Raw genomic sequence first — 23232 nt, 5'->3', positions numbered from 1 at the left:
AACACAGCCGATGCTCGTCTGGCTTGCCGATTTCGCCGGGGCCTTCCCGATTCTGAACGTGTTCCGCTACATCACGTTCCGCGCCGGCGGCGCGACCGCGACGGCGCTGCTTTTTGTCTTCTTCTTCGGGCCTGCCGCGATTTCCTGGCTGCGGATCAAGCAGGGCAAGGGCCAGCCGATCCGGACCGACGGTCCGGAGACGCATCTTGCCAAGCGCGGCACGCCGACCATGGGCGGCCTGATGATCCTGTCGGGACTGTTCGCTGCGGTGCTGCTCTGGGGCAATCTGCGCAACTCCTATGTCTGGATCGTGCTTGCCGTGACCGCCGCCTATGGCGCAATCGGCTTCTATGACGACTATCTCAAGGTCACGAAGCAGTCGCATAAGGGCTTTTCCGGCAAGGCACGGCTTTCGATCGAGGTCGTGATCGCGCTCATCGCCTGCTACTTCATCATGCGGCTCGGTCCGCCGGCGATTTCGTCCGGCTTTGCGATGCCGTTCCTGAAGGAACTGGTCATTCCGCTCGGCCTGCTCTTTCCCTTCGTGACCGCCTTCGTGGTGGTCGGAGCCGGCAATGCGGTGAACCTCACCGACGGACTGGACGGGCTCGCGATCGTGCCGGTGATGATCGCGGCTGCGACATTCGGCTTCATCTCCTATCTCGCCGGCAACGCGATCTTCGCCAATTATCTACAGATCCACCATGTGCCGGGCGCCGGCGAGCTCGCCGTGATCTGCGGCGCCGTGATCGGCGCCGGCCTGGGCTTCCTCTGGTTCAATGCGCCGCCGGCCCAGATCTTCATGGGCGATACCGGCTCGCTCGGCCTCGGCGGCCTGCTTGGCGTGATCGCGGTTGCGACCAAACATGAGATCGTGCTGGCGATCGTCGGCGGCCTCTTCGTGGTCGAGGCGCTCTCGGTCATCATCCAGGTCTTCGTCTTCAAGCGTACCGGCAAGCGCGTCTTCCTGATGGCGCCGATCCATCACCATTTCGAGAAACTGGGCTGGACCGAACCGCAGGTCGTGATCCGCTTCTGGATCATTTCCGTCGTACTGGCTCTGGTCGGCCTCGCCACGCTGAAGCTGCGCTGATCATGACGCCGGTGACCGTATTTTCTGGCCGCAAGGTCGCGTTGTTCGGCCTTGGCGGCTCGGGGCTGGCTACGGCGCGCGCCTTGATCGCGGGCGGTGCCGATGTCGCGGCCTGGGACGACAAGACAGATAGCCGCGACAAGGCGGCGGCCGAGGGCATCGGCATCGTCGATCTGGCAACCGCCGACTGGGCGGATTTCGCGAGCTTCATCCTTTCGCCGGGCGTGCCTCTGACCCATCCGCAGCCGCATTGGACGGTCGGAAAGGCGCAAGGCGCTGGCGTCGAGATCATCGGCGATATCGAACTCTTCTTCCGTGAGCGGGCGACGATCGCCCCCGATGCGCCTGTGATCTGCATTACCGGCACCAATGGCAAGTCGACCACGACTGCACTGATCAGCCATGTGCTGCGCCAGGCCGGCCGGGACGTGCAGATGGGCGGCAATATCGGCACTGCGGTTCTCGCCCTCGAGCCGCCGGCCGCGGGGCGTGTCCATGTCATCGAGTGCTCGACCTTCCAGATCGACCTGACTCCGTCGCTGGCGCCAAGGGTCGGAATCCAGATGAACCTGACGCCGGACCATCTCGATCGGCATGGCACGCTGGAGGCCTATGCCGCGATCAAGGAACGCATGGTCGAAGCCGCCGACATTGCCATCGTTGGCGTCGACGACGAGGCCTCCAAGCAGATGGCGCGCCGGCGCGCCGCTTCCGGGCGCCCGCTGGTGAGGATCAGCGGAGAGCAGCCGCTTGACGAGGGCGTCTTTGCCGGCGTCACGGCCAATGCCGGCAAGCTCGACACGCGCATCGTCGAGGTCCGGGACGGCAAGCCGCGCGTTGTCGCCAATCTCGCCGGCATTGGCTCGCTGCGGGGCTCGCACAATGCGCAGAACGCGGCGGCTGCCTTTGCCGCCTGCGCGGCGATCGGCCTCACCGCCGAGGAGATCGCTGCCGGTTTCAGGACCTATCCCGGCCTTGCGCACCGCATGGAGGAGCTCGGCCGGGTCGGCCGCGTCGTCTTCATCAACGATTCCAAGGCGACCAATGCGGATTCCACCGAGAAGGCGCTGACCTCGTTTCGCGACATCTTCTGGATACTCGGCGGCAAGGCCAAGGAGGGCGGCATCGAGAGCCTGAGGCGCTACTTCCCGAACATCGCGAGGGCCTATCTGATCGGCGCGGCGACGGAAGCCTTCGCCATGACCTTCGATGACGATGGCCGAGTGGATTATCTCCGCAGCGGAACGCTCGACGCTGCTGTCGCCGCAGCCGCCAGCGACGCGGCGGCGCATCCGGGGGATGCCGAGATTGCCGTGCTGCTCTCGCCGGCCTGCGCGTCCTACGATCAGTACCCGAATTTCGAGGTGCGGGGCGATGCGTTCCGCGGGCTCGTGAAGGCACTTCCTGGCTTCAAGGCAAGTTGAAAAGGGGCGTTCGCATCAGGTCGGAATCAATCGGTTAACCAATCGTTGCCAATGTGATTCGCTGAAACGGGCGGCTGAATTTCGCCCGTCTGGTTGATGGAGCCAGAGCATGGTCTCACGCGCGGAACCCAGTCTCAGCGGTCGCTGGTGGTGGTCGATCGACCGCATCATCCTGTCGACCCTGGTGACGCTGATGGTCTCCGGTGTCGTGCTGTTGATGGCGGGCGGCCCGCCGGTGGCCGAGCGTCTCGGCCTTTCGACCTTCCACTTCGTCAACCGGCAGGTGTTCTACCTGCTGGCCGCCTTTGCCATCTTCCTTGCGGCCTCCTTCCTGACGCCCCGGCAGGTCCGGCGCTCGGCGCTGCTGATCTATGTGGTCGCGCTCGCGATGGTGGTGGGGACGCTGTATTTCGGCGTCGAGGTGAAGGGCGCGCGTCGCTGGCTGACACTCGGCCCGCTCGGCTCGGTCCAGCCGTCTGAATTCCTGAAGCCGGCATTCGTCGTGCTGGCAGCCTGGGCCTTTTCGGAGGGCATGCGCCGGCCGGATCTGCCAGGTACGCTGATGGCCTTCGCGCTGTTGCCGCTGACGATCACACCTCTTGTCCTGCAGCCGGATTTCGGCCAGACCGTGCTGGTCAGCCTCGTCTGGGGCGGACTGTTCTTCGTTGCGGGCCTGCACTGGTTCTGGGTCGCGGGTCTCGGTGGCGCCGGCATGTTCGGCCTGCTCATCGCCTATCAGCTCGTTCCACATGTGCGCGCCCGCATCGAGCGCTTCATGGATAAGGGCTCGGGCGACACCTTCCAGGTCGATACTGCGCTCGAGAGCTTTGCTCAGGGCGGATGGCTCGGCAAAGGCCCGGGCGAGGGCACCGTGAAGCGCATCCTGCCCGACGCGCATACCGATTTCATTTTCGCGGTCACGGCGGAGGAGTTCGGTATCGTCGTCTGCATCCTGCTGGTGGCGTTGTTCGCCCTGATCGTGCTGCGCGCGCTCTTCGTGGCCCAGAAGGCCGAGGATCCCTTCATTCGTCTTGCGGTGACGGGGCTGGCGCTGCTGTTCGGCATCCAGGCGGCGATCAACATGATGGTCAACCTGCACATGATGCCGGCCAAGGGCATGACCTTGCCGTTCATTTCCTATGGCGGCTCCTCGCTGCTCTCGCTGGCGCTCGGCACAGGCTTCCTGCTGGCCCTGACCCGCAAACGCCCGCGCGCCGAGGGCTTTGGTGAATTTGGGCGTTGACGGAGATGACACAGCGTCCGCTCGTCATTCTTGCCGCCGGTGGCACTGGCGGCCACCTCTTTCCCGCCGAGGCGCTGAGCCACGCGCTGCAGCGCCATGACGTGCGTGTCGCGCTCGTCACCGACGCGCGCGCGGTCGAGTATGCCGGTGGCTTCCCGGCCGAGTCGGTTCACCCGGTCCCGGCGGCGACGCCGTCCGGTCGCTCGCCGCTCAAGATGGCGGGCGCGGCGCTCGAGCTGATAAAGGGCGTCCTTGTCGCACGCCGCGTCATCAAGACATTGCAGCCTGCGGTCGTTGTCGGCTTCGGCGGTTATCCGACCGTTCCGCCCGTGCTCGCGGCCTCATTCGCCGGCGTGAAAACGATGGTGCATGAGCAGAACGCCGTCATCGGCCGCGCCAATCGCTTCCTGTCCGGCCGGGTCGACATCATCGCGACGGGCTTTGCCGAGGTCGGTGGCCTCGATGCCGCTCGCGCCGCAAAATGCAGGCAGGTCGGCAATCCCGTTCGCCCCGCGGTCATTGCCGCCGTCTCTCCCTATGCCGACCCGTCGACGGGGCCGTTGCGGCTGCTCGTTTTCGGGGGCAGCCAGGGCGCCCGGATCATGGCCGATATCGTGCCGCCGGCGATTCAGCTGCTGACGCCGGCGGAACGTGGCCGTCTCCATATCGTGCAGCAGGCCCGCGTGGAGGATGGCGAGCGCGTCAGGCGGATCTATTCCGAACTCGGCGTCGCGGCCGAGATTGCGCCCTTCTTCAAGGACCTGCCGACGCGCATGGGGGCAGCGCATCTCGTGATCGGCCGGGCGGGCGCCTCGACCGTCGCTGAGCTCACCGTGATCGGGCGGCCATCGCTGCTGGTGCCCTTGCCGGGGTCGCTGGATCAGGACCAGGCCGCCAACGCGGCAGTGCTCGAGCGGGCGGGCGGCACCATCCGCATCCTGCAGCCGGAATTCACGCCGCGCCGCCTGGCGGGCGAGCTCTCGGCCCTGATCGCAGAGCCGTCGCGCTTGACTGCCATGGCCGACAGCGCCAAGAGCGCGGGAATTCCCGATGCGGCCGACCGGCTTGCCCGCCTGGTTCTGCAGGTCGCAGGGATCACGTTCTGAGGCATGTCTCGACCGGAAAGCTGGCTCCCACCTTTTCGCGACATGCCGTAATCCGCAGGAGACACCTGACCCATGAAGCTGCCGCCCAAGCTCGGCTCCATTCATTTCGTCGGCATCGGCGGCATCGGCATGTCCGGTATCGCCGAGGTGCTGCATAATCTCGGCTACAAGGTCCAGGGTTCGGACGCGTCCGACAATGCCAATGTCCGTCGGCTCGCCGACAAGGGCATCAAGACCTTCGTCGGCCATGCCGCCGAGAACATCGAGGGGGCTGAGGTCGTCGTCGTCTCCACGGCGATCAAGCGCGACAACCCCGAACTCACAGCCGCGCGCGAGCAGCGCCTGCCGGTGGTGCGCCGCGCCGAAATGCTGGCCGAACTGATGCGGCTGAAATCCTGCGTCGCGATCGCCGGCACGCATGGCAAGACGACCACGACCTCGCTGGTCGCGACGCTGCTTGAGAAGGGCGGACTCGACCCGACGGTGATCAATGGCGGCATCATCAACGCCTATGGCACCAATGCGCGCATGGGCGAGAGCGACTGGATGGTGGTCGAGGCCGACGAGTCGGACGGCACCTTCCTGAAGCTCCCCGCCGACGTGGCGATTGTCACCAATATCGATCCCGAGCATCTCGACCACTTCAAGACCTTCGACGCGATCAAGGAGGCCTTCCGCTCCTTCGTCGAGAACCTGCCCTTCTATGGTTTCGCGGTGATGTGCATCGATCATCCCACCGTGCAGGGCCTTGTCGGGCAGATCGAGGATCGGCGCGTTGTCACCTATGGCGAGAACCCGCAGGCGGATTTCCGGTTGATCGATATCGACCTCGCCGGCGGACAGGCCCGGTTCACGCTTCTGATCCGCGACCGCAAGCGTGGACGCGACGAGGTCGTGCGCGATCTCGTGATGCCGATGCCCGGCCATCACAATGCGCTCAACGCCACGGCTGCGATCGCAGTCGCTTATGACCTTGGCATTCCCGTCGAGAAAATCCGCGAAGCGCTGGCCGGCTTCGGCGGCGTCAAGCGCCGCTTCACCAAGACCGGCGAGTGGAACGGCGCGCTGATCTTCGACGATTACGGCCATCACCCCGTGGAGATCGCGGCGGTGCTCAAGGCGGCGCGCGCCTCGACCAGGAGCAAGGTCATCGCCGTGGTGCAGCCGCATCGCTATACGCGGCTTTCCAGCCTGTTCGACGATTTTGCGGCCTGCTTCAACGATGCCGACACGGTGATCGTCGCCGACACCTATGCTGCGGGAGAGGCGCCGATTCCTGGTGCCGACCGGGACAGCCTCGTCTCGGGCATCAAGGCGCGCGGCCATCGCCATGCGCTGGCCCTGGAGGCCCCCGACAAGCTCGCGGGCATGGTGGCGGAGTTCGCGGGGCCGGGCGATTATGTCGTGCTGCTGGGCGCCGGCAACATCACGCAATGGGCCTACGCGCTGCCGGGCGAACTCGCCGGGCTGGGTGGCAAGCAGTGAGCTTCCCCGATATCACCCCCGATCTTCGCGCAGCCGCGCCCGAATTGCGCGGCCGGCTCCTGGCCAACCAGGAAATGGTAGGACTAACCTGGTTCCGTGTCGGTGGCCCGGCGCAGGTGCTGTTCACACCGGCCGACGAGCAGGACCTGGCCTATCTGTTGTCCAGGCTCCCGGCCGAACTGCCTGTCACGGTCGTGGGGTTGGGCTCGAACCTGATCGTGCGCGACGGCGGCATTCCCGGCGTCGTCATTCGGCTCGGCGGCAAGGCGTTCGGCGAGATCTCGCTCGAAGACGGCAACCGGTTGCGCAGTGGCACGGCCGTGCCGGACGTCAAGGTGGCGCGGGCAGCAGCCGATGCCTCGCTCGATGGGCTCGCCTTTTATCGTGGCATCCCCGGTTGCATCGGCGGCGCGCTGCGAATGAATGCCGGTGCTCACGGCGGCGAGACCACCGATGTGCTGGTCTCTGCACGTGGCGTGACCCGCAAGGGCGAGATCGTCACGCTCTCCCATGCGGAGATGGGCCTTACCTACCGCAACAGCGCGGCAGCGACGAGGGACATCGTCTTCACGTCGGCCCTGTTCCAGGGGCGGCCCGGCGATCAGGCTGCGATCTTTGCGGAGATGGACCGCGTGACGGCAGCTCGCGAGGCCGCACAGCCGATCAAGGAGCGCACGGGTGGCTCGACCTTCAAGAACCCGCCCGGCGGCAAGGCCTGGCAATTGATCGACGCTGCCGGTTGCCGTGGCATGCGGGTCGGTGGCGCCCAGGTCTCAGAGATGCATTGCAACTTCCTGATCAATGCCGGCGGCGCGACGGCCGCCGACATCGAAGGACTGGGCGAGGAGGTTCGCCGCCGGGTCAAGGAGAATTCGGGCTTCGACCTGCACTGGGAGATCAAGCGGCTCGGCGTCGCGGCGTAGGCCGTTCCGCAGCCGAATTGCCCCAACGCCTGGCGCGGTCGCGATCATGCCGTGGCCAGGGAAGCGGACCTGGCTCAGCCACAGTCCCCGCAGCCAGGATGCGGCGGCCCGACATCAGCCTTCAGCGCGACCACCCGCATGCTGGCATGGCCGATGGCAGGTCGACGTGCCGGCGCTCGACCAGGACTGCGCCCGTCGCCCGTCACAGCAGCTGTCCGGGTTGCGATCGGGCGGAGTGCGTAACGCAAGCCGCCTTCCTTGGATGGCCTGCAGGATGTGTCGTGGGAGGCGATGTTTCGAGCGCCTCTCCACCGCTGCGTTAACGCGTCGTTAACCATGCTCCCACGAGGGTCTCGGTGAAGCGGAGTTAGCGATTCAATGACCAAACACGTCGCAGTCCTGATGGGCGGATGGTCCGTCGAGCGGGAGGTCAGCCTCAATACCGGCGACGGCTGTGCGAGGGCCTTGGAGAGCGTCGGGTACCGTGTGACCCGAATCGATGTGCAGCACGATATCGCCGATGTGCTGGACCGGCTGCGCCCGGACGTCGCCTTCAACGCGCTTCATGGCCGCTTTGGCGAAGACGGCACGATCCAGGGCCTGCTCGAGATTCTGCGAATTCCCTACACCCATTCCGGGGTGCTCGCCTCGGCGCTTGCACTGCGCAAGGACAGGGCGAAGACGGTCGTTGCGGCTGCCGGGGTTCCGGTCGCGCGCGGAGTTACGCTGTCGCGCTTCGAAGCCGCCAAGACACACCCCTTGCCGCCGCCTTATGTGCTCAAACCCGTCAATGAGGGGTCCTCGGTCGGGGTCATCATCGTGAAGAAGGGGCGCGAACACCCTCCGCAGGAAGTGGCGCGGGAGGACTGGCCCTGCGGAGACATGTTGCTGGCCGAGAGCTTCGTCGCCGGACGGGAGCTGACCTGCGCGATCATGGGCGACAAATCCCTCGGCGTGACCGAGATCCGGGCGGCGACCGGCGAGTTCTACGACTACGATGCGAAATACACGAAAGGTGGTTCGATCCACATCTGCCCGGCTCAAATTTTACCAAAAATTTACCAGCAGATCGAAGAGTGTGCGTTAACGGCGCATCAAGCAATCGGGTGCCGGGGCGTCAGCCGTTCTGACTTCCGCTACGACGACGAGAGCGACACTCTCGTCTGGCTGGAGGTCAATACGCAGCCCGGGATGACCGAAACCAGCCTGGTGCCCGAGTTGGCTGCCCACGCGGGCCTGAACTTCGGTGAGCTCGTCAAATGGATGGTGGAGGACGCCTCCCTCGATCGATGAATGCGGCGGCGGTGCCCGCCCGACGTTCATTGATGCCGGCCGCAGGGCCGCAACTTCTGGTCGGCGAGCGTTCGCGCCGCTGGTTCCGGTCGTCGCGGCGCAGCGCGGTGGCTCTCCCGCTGTGGCAGCGCCTGCCGCAGCGGATCGGGACCTGGCTGGCTCTTGGGTTTCTTGGATTGAGTATCGGGACAGGCTTCGTGCAGGGCGGACATGTCGAAACGATGCAGGAGAACTACGGCGAGCCGCGCCATATGCTGGCGCGCCTGGTCGGGCTCGGCGTCGACAGGGTGACGATCTCTGGAATCTCGGAGCTGTCCGAGATCGAGGTCCTGATCGCTGCAGGAATCGATTCGAAGACCTCGGTCGCCTTCTTCGATGCCGACGAGGCGCGCCGTCGCCTCGAGGCGACGCCGCTGATTCGCCAGGCAACGGTTCGCAAGCTCTACCCCAGCGAGATCGCGATCACGCTGACGGAGCGCGAACCCTTCGCCCTCTGGCAGGTGAAGGGCGACCTTTTCCTCATCGCCGCCGATGGTACCGTCATCGACAAGATGGATGACGGTCGCTTTGCGCATCTGCCGCTTGTGGTCGGGCCCGACGCCAATACCCGCGCCCGTGAATATGTCGCGCTGCTCGCGGACGCCGGGCCGTTGGCGCCGCGCATCCGTGCGGCCAGCCTGATTGCCGGCCGGCGCTGGAACCTCAAGCTCGACAACGGCATGGATATCCGCCTGCCGGAGATTGCGCCGGGGGAGGCCGTGAAACGTCTTGCTGGCCTCGAATCGGATTTCAGACTGCTGGACAAGGACCTGCTCGCCATCGACCTGCGCCAGCCCGACCGGGTGGTGATGCGGTTGACGGAAGAGGGGGCGGCGACCCGCGCCGAGCAGCTCAAGAGCAAGACCAAGAAGAAGGGAGGCGAGGCGTGAACTTCACCTCTCAGGGCCTGACACCACGGATGCGTCCGCTTTCGTCGCGCAAGAGCGCGACCTTGTCGATTCTGGACGTGGGCACCAGCAAGGTGGTCTGCCTGATCGCCGAGCTGAATCCGGCCGAGGCGAACGAACGGTTGCGCGGGCGTACCCATGTCGCGCGCATCATCGGCATCGGCCATCAGCGTTCGCTCGGTGTGAAGGGCGGCGCCATCATCGATCTCGAAAACGCCGAGCGCGCGATCCGGGCGGCGGTCGATGCGGCCGAGCGCATGGCCAAGGTCGAGGTCCAGTCCGTCATCGTCAACCTGACGGGGGGCCGCATCGGCTCGCAGCATTATGCCGCCAGCGTCGACCTGCGCAGCGGCTCGGTCAGCGATTCCGATGTGAAGCGGGTTCTCGCGGTCGCCGCGACGCATGCGATCAAGCCCGGCAAGGCGGTGATGCACGCATTGCCCACCGGATACGCACTTGACGGCGTGCCGGGCGTGCTCGATCCGCGCGGCCTCGTCGGCGGCAAGCTCTCGGTCGACATGCATGTCGTCGCCAGCGAGGCGGCTGCTGCCCGCAACGTCATGCTGGCGGTCGAGCGTTGCCATCTCGAGGTCGAGGCGGTCGTCGCGTCTCCCTATGCTTCCGGTCTCTCCGTTCTCGTCGATGACGAGGCCGAAATGGGCGTCGTCGTCGTCGACCTGGGCGGCGGCACCACGAGCCTCGGTGTCTTCTCGGGCGGCCATCTGGTCCATGCCGACGCCATTGCGGTGGGTGGCAATCACATCACCATGGACGTGGCGCGAGGGTTGTCGACCCGTGTCTCGGCCGCCGAGCGGCTGAAGACGCTGCACGGCTCGGCGATCTCCAGCGCTTCTGACGAACGCGACATGATCTCGGTGCCGCAGGTTGATGACGACGAGCGCGACACCCCGAACCATCTGGCGAAATCGCATCTGATCCGCATCATCAAGCCGCGGGTCGAGGAAATCCTCGAGCTCGTGCGTGACCGGCTCAACGCTGCCGGCTTTTCTGCCCAGGCCGGCCGCCGCGTCGTGCTGACGGGCGGCGCCTGCCAGTTGACCGGTCTGCCGGAGACGGCGCGCCGGCTGCTCGGCGGCCAGGTCCGCACCGGCCGGCCGCTCGGGATCAAGGGCTTGCCGGAGGCTGGCAAGGGACCAGCCTTTGCGACCGCGGTCGGCCTGCTGGTCTACCCGCAGGTCGCTCATGTCGAACATTTCGAGCCTCGCGCGAGCGGCGCTTACTTCGCGACGGGGACGGACGGGTATTTCTCGCGTGTCGGGCGTTGGCTGAAAGACAGTTTCTAAGGGTATCGGGCCGGGCGGCGCGGCGCCGTTCCGACCCAAGAGTAAAATCGTAGCAATCGGGACGGCTCCCGCCAGGCGCCGGACAAGAAATCGAAAGAGGCAACCATGGCGATGAATCTGCAAGCCCCTGACATCCGGGAGCTAAAGCCCCGGATCACCGTGTTCGGTGTCGGCGGAGCCGGCGGCAACGCGGTCAACAACATGATCGAAGCCGGCCTCGATGGGGTCGATTTCGTCGTTGCCAATACCGATGCGCAGGCTCTGGCGCTCTCGCGTGCTTCGCGCATCGTGCAGATGGGCCTGCAGGTCACCGAAGGCCTCGGCGCCGGCTCGCAGCCGGAAGTCGGGCGTGCGGCGGCAGAAGAGGTGATCGACGAGATCCGTGATCACCTTGCCGGTGCGCATATGGTCTTCATCACCGCCGGCATGGGCGGCGGCACCGGCACCGGTGCAGCCCCCGCGATCGCCCGCGTCGCCCGCGACATGGGTATACTGACCGTCGGCGTCGTCACGAAGCCGTTCCAGTTCGAGGGCCATCGCCGCATGCGCATGGCGGAGGCTGGCATCTCGGAGCTCAACGAGGCGGTCGATACGCTGATCGTCATCCCGAACCAGAACCTGTTCCGCGTCGCCAACGAGACCACCGGCTTCGCCGATGCCTTCGGCATGGCTGACCAGGTGCTCTATTCCGGCGTGGCCTGCATCACCGACCTGATGGTCCGCCCCGGCCTGATCAATCTCGACTTCGCCGACGTTCGCGCCGTGATGCGCGGCATGGGCAAGGCGATGATGGGCACCGGCGAGGCGCAGGGCGAGAAGCGTGCGCTGACCGCGGCCCAGGCTGCGATCAACAATCCGCTGCTCGATGATGTCTCGATGAAGGGCGCGCGTGGCCTGCTGATCTCGATCACGGGCGGGCGCGACATGAAGCTCTACGAGGTCGACGAAGCGGCCACCCGCATCCGCGAGGAGGTTGATTCCGAGGCCAACATCATCGTCGGCGCGACGTTCGACGAATCGCTCGAGGGCGTCGTGCGCGTCTCCGTCGTGGCGACCGGCATCGACAAGCCGATCAGCACCCAGGCCGAAATGGATGATACCGAAGCCCGTATCGCCCAGGTTGCCGAGCGTCTGAAGGCGGAAGCGCGCCTGCGCAACACGGCCGCCGCACCGCGCGCCGCGGCTCCGGTTCATGCCGAGCCGATGCTGGAGATGCGTGCGCCTGTGAATGTCGAGACCGTGCGCCAGGCGGCCCCGGTGCAGCCGAGCGTTGCCGAAGACATCCGCATCGAGCCGGTGCAGCCGCGTCCGGTGATCGCGGCTGCTCCCGTGAGCCTGCCGATGATGCATGAAGAGCCGGTGATGCGGCACGAGGACAGCTTCATCGCGCCGGCTCCTGAGCGTGCGGTTGTCCGCCCGACGCGGATGCCCCGGATCGAGGACTTGCCGATGCCGGCGCAGAACCAGATCGCCGCGAGCCGCGGCGCGCAGTCGGTGCCGCAGCCTCCGGCCCAAGCCGACCAGAAGCGCATGTCGCTGATGCAGCGCCTCGCCTCGGTTGGTTTCGGCCGCAAGGATGAGGACGAAGCCCAGCCGCAGGCCCCAGTGCGCCACGCACCTCCGCCGATGCAGCCTGCCGCTCCGGCGCCGAGCGCTGCCCATGCCGAGTATATGCGTCGTCCGGCTGCCCCGGCCTCGCGCCCGGCCCAGGGCCAGCTCGATCAGCTTGGCCGTGCTGCGCCGAATCGCAGCAGCGAAGAGGATCAGCTGGAGATTCCTGCGTTCCTGCGCCGCCAGGCGAACTGAGCGCCGCAGCCACTGCGACAGTTGTAACAGAGCCCGGAGCGAACCCTCGCTTCGGGCTCTGTTTACGTTTGAAAAACCATATACTTCAATGGGATGGTTATTTTTTTCTGATTGAGTTCGCTTGTTACAGAGCGAAAGAAAGCGTGATTTTGTCGGCATCCACCTAAGGCGTATGTTGCGCTTGCCCCAAAGGGGGATGACGGCACCGGCAACCGCCAGGCGCCGCCCAACTGAAGGACCGCAAACGACCGTCAGGCAGCCCGTAGCGTTGTGCGCCGAGATCGTTAGCGTTCGAGATTGGATACCGGAATGAATTTTGATCGGCAGACCACACTCCGCGCTCCCGTGTCCTTGAAGGGAATCGGTGTTCATTCCGGAGCTCCCGCCGGAATCTGCCTCAAGCCGTCCAACGCGAACTCCGGCATCGTCTTCCTCCGCAAGGAGTCCGAGGGCGGCCCTTCGCACCTCATCCATGCTCGCTACAACAAGGTGAGCGCCGCCGAGCTCTGCACCGTGATCGGCGATCGCGGTGCCGCCTCCGTCGCGACCATCGAGCACCTGATGTCGGCTTGCGCCGGCCTTGGGCTCGACAACGTCCTGATCGAGATCGACGGCCCCGAGATGCCGATCATGGACGGCAGCGCTGCGGAGTTCGTCACGGCGATCGAAGACGCCGGCATCGTTACGCTTGGTGCGAACCGCCGTTATCTCAAGGTCCTGCAGCCGGTGCGCGTCGAGAAGGGGCGCGGCTTCGCCGAGCTCGCGCCGCTCGACAGCGGTTTCCGCCTCGATGTCGAGATCGATTTCGACACCCCTGCGATCGGCCGTCAGCGCAAGATCTTCGACCTCGAGCCGGTCGCCTATGCCCGCGAGATTTCGCGCGCCCGCACCTTCGGTTTCATGCGCGAAGTCGAGCAGCTCTGGAAGGCGGGCTTCGCGCTCGGCGCCTCGCTCGACAACACCGTCGCGATCGGCGACGACAAAGTGGTCAACCCCGAAGGCCTGCGCTACGCCGACGAGTTCGTTCGCCACAAGGTGCTGGACGCCGTCGGCGATCTTGCGCTGGCCGGCTATCCGATTCTCGGCGAGTTTCGTTCCTATTGCGGTGGTCACCGCATGAATGTGACCGTTCTGGAAGCCTTGTTCGCGGATCGTGCGAATTACGCGATCGTCGAGGCCGAGCCGGTTTATGCGCATCGTGCCGTGCAGATGGCCGTTGCGGCCCCCGCGGCTTTCGCGCCCGATCTGCACTGAGCTTTCGAACAGTTTAGGGCGCGCCTTGCATTCGCCCGTTTTTTGTCGAATGCAGCATGGGCCCCGCATGTTCGTAACCTGCCTTCCCCGGTAGCGTGAGCGCTGCGTCTGAGGTAAAGGCATCCTTCGCCATCTTGCGGTGACGAGCGAAAAAGGACGGACGACGTGAGCGTCATGCGGCTGAATAACCCGACTTCCCAAAGCGCCCGACCGGTGCGGATGGGCGTTGCCCTGACGCTCGGCGCCGCCTTGCTGCTCGGCGGCTGCGATACGATGTCGTCGCTCAATCCGTTCGACAAGCCCGAAGTCTACAAGCCGGAAATCGTCGCGGATGTGCCGGCCGACAAGCTCTATAATGAGGGGCTGTCTCGCGCTCAGAACGGTGACAGCGAAGGCGCGGTCAAGAAGTTCGAAGAGATCGACAAGCAGGCACCATTCTCGCCCTACGCGAAGAAGGGCCTGATCATGGTTGCCTATACGAATTTTCAGGCGGCCAAATGGGAGGACGCGATCACGGCGTCCAAGCGCTTCCTGGCGCAGAACCCCGCCAGCCCGGATGCCGCCTACGCGCAGTACATCATGGCGATGTCCTATTACAATCAGATCCCGGACGCGACGCGCGACCAGGAGCGCACCGAGCGCGCGCTTGCCGCGATGCAGGAACTGCTCGATCGCTATCCGAAGTCCGAATATGTGATCGACACCCGCGAGAAGATGCTGGTTGCGCGCGATCAGCTCGCCGGCAAGGAGATGAATGTCGGCCGCTACTATCTCGAGAAGCGCAACTATACCGGTGCCGTGAACCGCTTCCGCGACGTCATCACCAAGTATCAGACCACCCGCCATGTCGAGGAGGCGCTGATGCGCCTGACCGAGGCCTATATGGCGATGGGCATCACCAATGAGGCGCAGACTGCCGCTGCCGTGCTCGGGCATAACTTCCCCGACAGCCCCTGGTACAAGGACGCCTATACCCTGCTTCAGAGTGGCGGCCTCGAGCCCCGCGAGGATCGCGGCTCCTATATCAGTCGGTTGTTCAACGGCTTCACCCGCTCGGTCGTCGGCCTCGTACGCTGAGGCCGGGCAGGTGCATGGTCGGGTGACGGACCGCATGCCACTCCCTTCAAACACTCGCTGAGCGTCATGCTGGCGCAGCTTTCGATCCGTGACATCGTCCTGATCGACCGGCTCGATCTGGCGTTCGGCGCCGGGCTGAGCGTGCTGACCGGTGAGACCGGTGCCGGCAAGTCGATCCTGCTTGACGGCTTTGCGCTGGCGCTCGGTGGTCGCGGTGACGGCGGCCTCGTGCGCCATGGCGAGGCGCAGGGCCAGGTCAGTGCCGTCTTCGATCTGCCGCTCGCCCATCCGGCTCGTAAGCTGGCGCAGGCCCAGGAGATCGACACCGATGGCGATCTGATCCTGCGGCGGGTGCAATATGCCGATGGACGGACGCGCGCCTTCGTCAATGACCAGCCGGTCAGCGTCCAGATCCTGCGGCTGATCGGTAGCACGATCGTCGAGATCCACGGCCAGCATGATGACCGGGCCCTGACCGATGCGGCTCAGCACCGCGCCATCCTCGACGGGTTTGCCGGCCTCGAAGGACAGGCCGAGATCACGGCAACGGCCAGCGATGTGCTGAAGCGCGCGCGGCAGGCCCTGCAGGCGCAGCGCATTCGTGTCGAGGCCGCACGCAAGGAGGCCGATTTCCTGCGCCACGCGGTGGCCGAACTTGGCAAGCTTGCGCCGGAGCCGGGCGAGGAAGATGCACTCGCCAACCGACGCCAGGGCATGATGCAGGCGGAGAAGGTGGCGCGGGATCTTACCGATGCCTATGAGGCGGTCGGTGGCCAGGCTTCTGCTATTCCCGCTCTTGCGGCGGTGCTTCGCCGGCTGGAGCGGCGGGCCGCGCAGGCACCAGAGCTCGTCGATCCCTCGATGGCAGCGCTCAATACGGCGATCGTGGCGCTGGAAGAGGCGGGCGAAGCGCTCACGGTGGCGATGCGTGCGGCGGAGTACGATCCCCGCGAGCAGGAACGGGTCGAGGAGCGGCTGTTCGCCCTACGAGCAGCGGGCCGAAAGTTCGACGTTCCGGTCGAAGCGCTCGCCGATCTTGCGGCCAGGATGAGTGCCGACCTTGCCGAACTCGACGAGAGCGAGGGCTCTTTGTCCCGGCTCGAAGCGGAGCTCGCTCGGGCGGAAACCGATTATCTTGCCAAGGCGCGGGCACTCTCGGTTGCCCGCGGCGAGGCCGCGCTGCGTCTCGACAATGCCGTCAAGGCAGAACTGCCGCCGCTGAAGCTGGAGCGCGCGCGCTTTATCACTCATATCGGTCGTGACGAGGATGCGCGGGGCCCGGAAGGGTTTGATCGCGTCGAATTCTGGGTCGAGACCAATCCCGGCACCCGGCCTGGCCCGATGATGAAGGTCGCGTCCGGGGGCGAGCTTTCGCGCTTCATGCTCGCCCTGAAGGTCGTGCTTGCCGAGCGCGGTTCGGCGCCGACACTGGTTTTCGACGAAATCGATAGTGGAGTCGGAGGTGCGGTCGCGGATGCGATCGGAGAGCGACTGGCGCGTCTGGCACGACAGGTGCAGGTCATCTCGGTGACGCATGCGCCGCAGGTCGCGGCCAAGGCCGGCCGGCATTTCCTGATCGCCAAATCGGCGCTGGACAACGACGTGGCCTCTCGCACGGTGACGCGCGTGACGCCGCTCGAGGATCGAACACGGCGCGAGGAGATTGCTCGCATGCTTGCCGGTGCGAGCATCACCGAGGAGGCGAGGGCCGCCGCCGCCCGTCTGCTCGATGCTGCTGGCCTGCATGGCGCGGCGGCGCGAGCCTGACCCCAGCGTGATCCGCATTCCCTTTCTGCGAATTCTGCTCTAAGAGCGGCACAGACTGGCTTATGGTGTTATGGCTGCGTTTCACGCGCCGCGATGCCTGCCTCACGATCTCCCGCGCCGCATCACGCCGCGCGCATGAACTCAAGGCCGATTAACGATGGCATTCCTTCCCACGAGCCCGCCGCTCGCGCGTGCGCTCGCCGAACGCAACTACAATGATCCGACGCCCGTCCAGAACGCCGTTCTGGAAGAAGCGGCCGCCGGACGCGACCTTCTGGTCTCGTCGCAGACGGGCTCCGGCAAGACCGTCGCCTATGGGCTTGCCATCGGCGAGACCCTGCTGGATGGCGCCGAGGTCCTGGGCCGTGCCGGGCAGCCCCTGGCGCTGATCATCGCGCCGACGCGCGAACTGGCATTGCAGGTCCAGCGCGAACTCGCCTGGCTCTACAAGCATGCCGGCGCCCGGGTGATCTCCTGTGTCGGCGGCATGGATCCGCGCCGCGAGGCCGCCTTGCTGGACGAGGGAGCGCATATCGTCGTCGGCACGCCCGGCCGGTTGCGCGACCATATCGAGCGGCACAGGCTCGATGTCTCGGCGCTCCGGGCCGTCGTCCTCGACGAGGCCGACGAGATGCTCGATCTCGGTTTCCGCGACGATCTCGAATTCATCCTAAAGACGACTCCGGCGGAGCGCCGCAGCCTGCTCTTCTCCGCGACGTTGCCCAAGGCGATCATCGCGCTTGCGAGGAGCTATCAGCGTGATGCTCTGCGCATCGAGGTGGCCGGTTCCGCTACCGGGCATGCCGACATCGAGTATCGTGCGATCCGTGTCTTCCCGAAGGAAGCCGAGCTCGCTGTCGTCAATCTGCTGCGCTTCCACGATTCGCCCTGCGCGCTGGTCTTCTGCAATACCCGCAACGCGGTCCGCCATCTCGAGGCGATCCTGCTGGAGCGCGGCTTTTCGGCTGTGGCGCTCTCAGGCGAACTCAGCCAGAGCGAACGCAATTCGGCGCTGCAGGCGCTGCGCGACGGGCGTGCTCGCGTCTGCGTCGCGACCGACGTGGCTGCGCGCGGCATCGACCTGCCGGGCCTGACATTGGTCATTCATGCCGAGCTCCCGAACGACCCGGAGGTCATGCAGCACCGCAGCGGCCGGACGGGCCGAGCGGGTAAGAAGGGCACCAGCGTGCTGCTGGTGCCGCCGTCTCGGCGCCGCAAGGCCGATATGCTGCTCTCCGAGGCCAAGGTCGAGGCCGTCTGGGCCGGTGCGCCGACGCAGGAGGAAATCCGCGCGCTCGATCAGGAGCGGCTGCTGCAGGATCCGCTGCTGACCGGCGAGGTGAGCGAAGATGATGTCGGCATGGTCGAGGCCCTCCTCGCCGGTCGCTCGGCGCAGGAAATCGCGGCCGCCCTGGTCAGGGTCTATCGTTCGCGCCTGCCGGCCGCAGAGGAAGTTGGTGATCCCGGTTTCGGGCGCGAAGAGCGCAGGCCGGTGCGCAGCACCGAGGATTACGCCCGCCCGCGCGAGCGTGACCGCGAGCAAGGCGAGAGGCCTCACAAGGCCGGGCCGCGTGGCGATACGGTTTGGTTCCGCCTGAACATCGGCCGCCGTGACGGCGCCGATCCCAGGCAGCTGCTGCCGATGCTCTGCCGCCGCGGCAAGATCACCCGTGACGAGGTCGGCGCCATCCGCATCTTCGACACGGAAACCAAGGTCGAGATCGATGCGGATGTCGCGGAGCGCTTCGCGTCACTGGCGAGCGCGACCGACCGGGACAAGATCCTGATCGAGCCCGTGACTGGGGAAGCCGAGCGCCGCCCGGCCAAGCCCTTTGCCGAAAAGGCAAGCCATACGCGTGCGCTGCGCGCCGAGGATGAACGGGCGAGCGCGCCATTCCCCGGCAAGAAGAAGCCTTACGAAGGCAAGGGCAAGCCCTTCGGCGCCAAGGCGCATGGCGGCAAGCCTTATGATCCCGTCCGGCGCGATCGCGACCCGGTTTATGACGAGAACGCCGTGCTGCGGCCTAGCGAGCGGCCCTTCGACAAGAAGACCGGTCCCGCGGACAAGCCCTTCGCCAAGGGCAAGCCCTTTGCTGGCGCCAAGCCCTTTTCCGGCAAGCCCAGCCATGGCGGGAAGAGCTTCGGCCATGGCAAGCCCGACGCCGGATTTGCGGGTGGTGAGCGCGGCAAGCCTGCCGGCAAGCCGTTCAAGAGCAAGAAGCCGCGTCGGGACGATCGCTGATCGACCCGGTCTTTCATCGGCGCTGGCGACAGGGCTTGAGATTATTCAGAAACGCCCCCTCCCAGACTGGGAGGGGGCGTTTCCTGTTTCGGTGATGCAGTCCCTCATGAGCAGGTGCTGGCAGCGCGTTCTGGGCCATTTCTGCGGCCGGGACGGCGCATAAGCCGACCTCGCGAGCGAAGGGTGCGGCTCGGGATGGTGGCGGGCCGGCGCCGGTCAAATGCCGGGGCCCCCGATAAGGCGTCCCCATCGGATTCCCTCAGGCACAGCCCGGGATCAGCGCAGGCCCAGGAAGGACAGGATGGCGAGGACCACGACGACGAGGCCGACGATGTAAATGATGTTGTTCATGAGAAGCCCCCGGCTTGGATCGGGCTGCTGGCGCCCGCGTGATTCAGCGTCACCATTCTGCTGTGACGAGAACTGAACCAGTGCGGCGAGCAAAGGTTCCCACACGGAGTTGGCTGCGGGCAGGCGCGAGGGAACCCCGAAGGTCGTGTGGGCTGGGCTGCTGAACGATATCGCCACCCGGTACGTCGAGAGGGAGCCGGATCGCTCCGACACCCTCTTCAGACGAATTCATGTGCGTCTAGCGGCAGATGGTGACCGGGCGAACGACCGGGCCGACGCCGGGAACGAAACCACGGCGGAACACCTTGTAGCAGCCGCCGTAATAGGCGCTGGCGTAGACCGGCCTGTATCCCCAACCTGGGCGGCCCCAGCCCCAGGGGCGGGGATGATGAAAACCGTGGCCAAAATGGCCGTGATGGCCAGGGCCGTGCCAGCCAGGCGCGGCTTGCGCGGAGGTGGCGGTGGCCAGCGAGCCGCCAATGAGGGAACCGGTGCCAAGAACGAAGGCGGTGGCAAGGCCGGTGAGGATCGTGCGGGCGGTCATGAAATCTCTCCCTTGGCTTTGTGCGAGGCCGCGGGATGCAGCCTCATGACCTTTGGTCGCGGAAGCCGCGAGTCAGGTTCAAAGCTGCGGGAGATTTTTTAATGGGCTCGGTGCAACCGGGCCGAACCGGCCCGGTTGCACGAGATGGACTATTTCTCGACGACCTTACGATAGAGATGCCAGGTAGCATGGCCGAGGATCGGCATGACCAGGACGAGACCGACCAGCACCGGCAGGCAGCCGAGGATGAGCAGGCCGGTGACCATCAGGCCCCAGATCATCATGACGCGCGGATTGGCTTCGACCGCGGAAACCGAGGTGCGGATCGCCGTCGCGACATCGACATGCTTGTCGAGCACCAGCGGGAAGGAGATCACGGTCATCGAAAAGGCGGTAATCGCGAAGAGCGCGCCGAGCGCGTTGCCGACGATGATCATGGTCCAGCCGTTTGGTGTCGTCAGCACCTCACTGATGAAGCCGCTGATCGATGTCACGGGCATGCCGCCAAGAAGCCAGCGATAGAGCAGCCAGGCGGAGAGCAGCCAGGCGATGAAGAGTCCGGTCAGCAAGGCTCCGAGCGCAAGGATCGTCCCGATCGAGCGGGATTTCAGGATCGCGAAGGCATGCGCCCATGAGGAGTTCATGCCGCGTTCCCGGCGTCGACTGATCTCGTAGAGGCCGATAGCGGCGAATGGGCCGAGCAGGGCAAAGCCCGACAGCAGCGGGAACAGCAAGGGGAAGATGTTATAGCTCACGGTGAGCTGAGCGATGACGACGCCCGCGATCGGATAGATCAGCGCGATGAAGACGAGGTGGCTCGGCTGGGCCATGAAGTCCTCATAGCCGCGCCAGAGCGCGTCGCGCAGATCGGCCGTGGTAATGGTGCGCACGCGTGGCTCAATGACAGGCTTGGCAGGCGCATTCGTCTTGCGGTCAGCATTGGAGATCATGCTGTCGAGATTGGCCATCGGCAGTCCTCCCGGTTCTGGCCCGGTGCGCAATGGCGGTCCTGACGCGATCCTTGGGTCAAGTCGCCGAAGGCGTCGAGCATCCAATTCCAGCGCCGTCATTATACGCCTGATGACGGAATTTGTCGCAAGCCCATGCGAACACGATGGTGAGACGCGAACTGGCGATGGTCTTTCTCGACTCCAGCAACTCGCCTAAGACAATGGTCATGAGCGAAGCCGAACCCTTACCCGTCGAAGACCTCACGCCTCGCCAGGCGCGCGCCGAGCACAAACTGCTGGCCGCCGAGATCGCCGCAGCCGATCGTGCCTATTTCCAGGAGGATGCGCCGATCCTCGACGATTCCGTCTATGACGCGAAGCGTCGGCGGCTGGTCGCCCTTGAGGGCGCTTTTCCAGAGCTGAAGGGCGCCGAGGCGCTCAGCGACAAGGTTGGCGCCAGGCCGTCCTCGAAATTCGCCAAGATCCGCCACCGCGTGCCGATGCTCTCGCTCGCCAATGCGTTCTCGGATGAGGACGTCGCGGACTTCGCCGTGCGTATCCGCAGCTTCCTCGGGCGCAAGGACGATGCCGAGCTCGCAATCACGGCCGAACCCAAGATCGACGGGCTCTCGCTGTCGCTGCGATATGAGAAGGGCGAACTCGTCTCCGCGGCCACGCGTGGCGACGGAGAAGAGGGTGAGGATGTCACGCTCAATGCCCGCACCATCTCGGAGATCCCGCACGCGCTCGTCGGGGACGATGTGCCGGAGGTCGCGGAAGTCCGCGGCGAGGTCTATCTCGGCCATGCTGATTTTGCGGCCATCAATAATCGCCAGCGCGAGAAGGGCGAGCGCGAATTCGCCAATCCGCGCAATGCTGCAGCCGGATCGCTGCGCCAGCTCGACGTCTCGATAACCGCCGCGCGACCGCTGCGTTTCTTTGCCTATGCCTGGGGCGAGATGTCGGGCCTGCCAGCTGCGACACAGTTCGGCGTGGTCGAAGCCTTCCGGCGCTGGGGCTTCAAGACCAACCCGCTGATGCGCCGCTGCGAGCGTGTCAGCGAACTCCTGGCGCATTACCGCGCGATCGAGGCCGAGCGTGCGACGCTGGGCTACGATATCGATGGCGTGGTCTACAAGGTCGACGATCTCGCGCTCCAGACCCGGCTCGGCTTCGTCGCGCGTGCGCCGCGTTGGGCGATCGCGCATAAATTCCCGGCGGAACTGGCGACCACCCTTCTCGAGGCGATCGACATCCAGGTCGGGCGCACCGGCGCGCTCAGCCCGGTTGCGCGGCTGCGCCCGGTCACAGTGGGTGGTGTCGTCGTTACCAATGCCACCCTGCACAACGAGGATTACATCCGGGGCTTCGATTCCAAGGGCCAGCCGATCCGCGACGGCGCCGATATCCGTGTCGGCGACACGGTGACTGTGAAGCGGGCCGGCGACGTGATCCCGCGCGTCGAATCCGTTGATCTGGCCAAGCGGCCGCGGGATTCGCAGCCCTATGTCTTCCCGACGCTGTGCCCGGTCTGCGGCAGCCATGCGACGCGCGAAATCAACCCGCGCACGGGCAAGGAAGATGCTGTCCGCCGCTGCACCGGGGGGCTCATCTGCTCGGCTCAGGCGGTCGAGCGCCTGAAGCATTTCGTCTCGCGCGACGCGCTCGATATCGACGGGCTCGGCGACAAGCAGATCGAGTTTTTCCACACCGATCCAGACCTGCCGGTACGGGAACCCGCCGACATTTATACACTGGCGGCCCGCGACGCTGCCAACCTGAAGAAGCTGAAGGACAAGGAAGGCTTCGGCGCGCAAAGCGTGAGGAAGCTGTTCGATGCGATCGAGGATCGGCGCAGGCCGCCGCTCAACCGCTTCGTCTTCGGCCTCGGCATCCGCCATATCGGCGAAACCACGGCACGGCTGCTGGCACGACATTACGGATCGTTCGAGGCCCTGCGCGAGGCTGCTACCACTGCTGACCCGCAATCCCACGAGCGGCAGGCGCTCGATGCCATCGACGGCATTGGGCCGACCGTCGTCGAGGCGCTGGTCGAGTTCTTCGCCGAGGCCCATAATCAGGAAACGCTCGACCGGCTTCTGGCCCAGGTAACGCCGCAGCCGCTGGAGGCGGTCGCTTCGACAAGTCCGGTTGCCGGCAAGATCGTCGTCTTTACCGGCGCGCTGGAGCAGATGACCCGTGACGAGGCCAAGGCCATGGCCGAGCGGCTCGGCGCCAAGGTCGCGGGTTCGGTCTCGTCGAAGACCGACCTGCTGGTCGCCGGACCCGGAGCTGGTTCGAAGCTCAAGGACGCCGCGAAGCACGGGGTCAAGGTGATCGACGAGGCCGGCTGGTTTACCCTCGTGCGCACCTGAAGCTGCTTGAAGCCGCTTGCCATCGGCTTGTTTCGTCGCGGCGCTCCC

18 protein-coding genes are annotated in these 23232 nt (G+C 65.7%); 15 read left to right on the top strand and 3 right to left on the bottom strand.

Features of this window, described 5'->3' with window-relative positions:
- Nucleotides 1-10 precede the first annotated feature (10 nt).
- From mraY to AB4099_RS01510, 14 genes are all read left to right on the top strand, one after another.
- Nucleotides 11-1093 (top strand): phospho-N-acetylmuramoyl-pentapeptide-transferase, encoded by a 1083-nt coding sequence (mraY, locus tag AB4099_RS01575; protein ID WP_069879816.1) that lies wholly within the window; start codon nucleotides 11-13, stop codon nucleotides 1091-1093.
- Between the two features lie 2 nt (nucleotides 1094-1095).
- A complete protein-coding gene (gene murD / locus AB4099_RS01570) occupies nucleotides 1096-2517 on the top strand; it encodes a UDP-N-acetylmuramoyl-L-alanine--D-glutamate ligase (RefSeq protein ID WP_441476791.1) in 1422 nt (473 codons plus the stop codon).
- Nucleotides 2518-2626: 109 nt separating this feature from the next.
- A complete protein-coding gene (locus tag AB4099_RS01565; RefSeq protein ID WP_113513777.1) occupies nucleotides 2627-3760 on the top strand; it encodes an FtsW/RodA/SpoVE family cell cycle protein in 1134 nt (377 codons plus the stop codon).
- Between the two features lie 5 nt (nucleotides 3761-3765).
- Entirely contained in the window at nucleotides 3766-4866 is a 1101-nt protein-coding gene (gene murG / locus AB4099_RS01560; RefSeq protein WP_441476790.1) for an undecaprenyldiphospho-muramoylpentapeptide beta-N-acetylglucosaminyltransferase, read from the top strand.
- Nucleotides 4867-4938: 72 nt separating this feature from the next.
- Nucleotides 4939-6351, top strand: a complete 1413-nt coding sequence (gene murC / locus AB4099_RS01555) for a UDP-N-acetylmuramate--L-alanine ligase (RefSeq protein WP_113513771.1) — start codon at nucleotides 4939-4941, stop codon at nucleotides 6349-6351.
- Nucleotides 6348-7274 (top strand): UDP-N-acetylmuramate dehydrogenase, encoded by a 927-nt coding sequence (gene murB / locus AB4099_RS01550; RefSeq protein ID WP_441476789.1) that lies wholly within the window; start codon nucleotides 6348-6350, stop codon nucleotides 7272-7274. Before murC ends, murB begins: the two co-directional genes overlap by 4 nt.
- Before the next feature lie 378 nt (nucleotides 7275-7652).
- A complete protein-coding gene (locus tag AB4099_RS01545; protein WP_113513767.1) occupies nucleotides 7653-8567 on the top strand; it encodes a D-alanine--D-alanine ligase in 915 nt (304 codons plus the stop codon).
- Entirely contained in the window at nucleotides 8534-9496 is a 963-nt protein-coding gene (locus tag AB4099_RS01540; RefSeq protein WP_113513765.1) for a cell division protein FtsQ/DivIB, read from the top strand. Before AB4099_RS01545 ends, AB4099_RS01540 begins: the two co-directional genes overlap by 34 nt.
- 29 nt (nucleotides 9497-9525) lie before the next feature.
- On the top strand, nucleotides 9526-10818 hold the full coding sequence (ftsA, locus tag AB4099_RS01535) for a cell division protein FtsA (RefSeq protein WP_069879824.1): 1293 nt from the start codon (nucleotides 9526-9528) through the stop codon (nucleotides 10816-10818).
- Nucleotides 10819-10923: 105 nt separating this feature from the next.
- Entirely contained in the window at nucleotides 10924-12624 is a 1701-nt protein-coding gene (ftsZ, locus tag AB4099_RS01530) for a cell division protein FtsZ (RefSeq protein WP_113513763.1), read from the top strand.
- Between the two features lie 309 nt (nucleotides 12625-12933).
- Nucleotides 12934-13878 (top strand): UDP-3-O-acyl-N-acetylglucosamine deacetylase, encoded by a 945-nt coding sequence (gene lpxC / locus AB4099_RS01525; protein ID WP_441476788.1) that lies wholly within the window; start codon nucleotides 12934-12936, stop codon nucleotides 13876-13878.
- Between the two features lie 174 nt (nucleotides 13879-14052).
- Nucleotides 14053-14955 carry an outer membrane protein assembly factor BamD gene (locus AB4099_RS01520; RefSeq protein WP_441477652.1) on the top strand — a complete coding sequence of 301 codons (903 nt, stop codon included), beginning with the start codon at nucleotides 14053-14055 and terminating at the stop codon, nucleotides 14953-14955.
- A gap of 66 nt (nucleotides 14956-15021) precedes the next feature.
- Nucleotides 15022-16722 carry a DNA repair protein RecN gene (gene recN, locus AB4099_RS01515; RefSeq protein ID WP_441476787.1) on the top strand — a complete coding sequence of 567 codons (1701 nt, stop codon included), beginning with the start codon at nucleotides 15022-15024 and terminating at the stop codon, nucleotides 16720-16722.
- Nucleotides 16723-16879: 157 nt separating this feature from the next.
- Nucleotides 16880-18964: a DEAD/DEAH box helicase gene (locus AB4099_RS01510; protein ID WP_441476786.1), complete on the top strand. Its 2085-nt coding sequence runs from the start codon at nucleotides 16880-16882 to the stop codon at nucleotides 18962-18964.
- 276 nt (nucleotides 18965-19240) lie between these two features.
- Here AB4099_RS01510 and AB4099_RS01505 read toward each other — a convergent pair whose 3' ends face one another.
- The 3 genes from AB4099_RS01505 to AB4099_RS01495 all read right to left on the bottom strand — a co-directional run bounded on the left by AB4099_RS01505 (nucleotide 19241) and on the right by AB4099_RS01495 (nucleotide 20809).
- On the bottom strand, nucleotides 19241-19420 hold the full coding sequence (locus tag AB4099_RS01505; protein WP_162768060.1) for a hypothetical protein: 180 nt from the start codon (nucleotides 19418-19420) through the stop codon (nucleotides 19241-19243).
- Nucleotides 19421-19553: 133 nt separating this feature from the next.
- Nucleotides 19554-19859, bottom strand: coding sequence for a hypothetical protein (locus AB4099_RS01500; protein WP_441476785.1), 306 nt, complete (start codon nucleotides 19857-19859; stop codon nucleotides 19554-19556).
- Nucleotides 19860-20008: 149 nt separating this feature from the next.
- Nucleotides 20009-20809: a DUF2189 domain-containing protein gene (locus tag AB4099_RS01495; RefSeq protein WP_441477651.1), complete on the bottom strand. Its 801-nt coding sequence runs from the start codon at nucleotides 20807-20809 to the stop codon at nucleotides 20009-20011.
- 227 nt (nucleotides 20810-21036) lie between these two features.
- Between AB4099_RS01495 and ligA the strand changes: the two genes are divergently transcribed.
- A complete protein-coding gene (ligA, locus tag AB4099_RS01490) occupies nucleotides 21037-23184 on the top strand; it encodes an NAD-dependent DNA ligase LigA (protein ID WP_441476784.1) in 2148 nt (715 codons plus the stop codon).
- Nucleotides 23185-23232 lie beyond the last annotated feature (48 nt).

This window comes from Allobosea sp. 2KB_26, from assembly GCF_052115715.1.
Taxonomy (GTDB): domain Bacteria; phylum Pseudomonadota; class Alphaproteobacteria; order Rhizobiales; family Beijerinckiaceae; genus Allobosea.
This window is presented reverse-complemented; position numbering and strand designations above follow the sequence as displayed.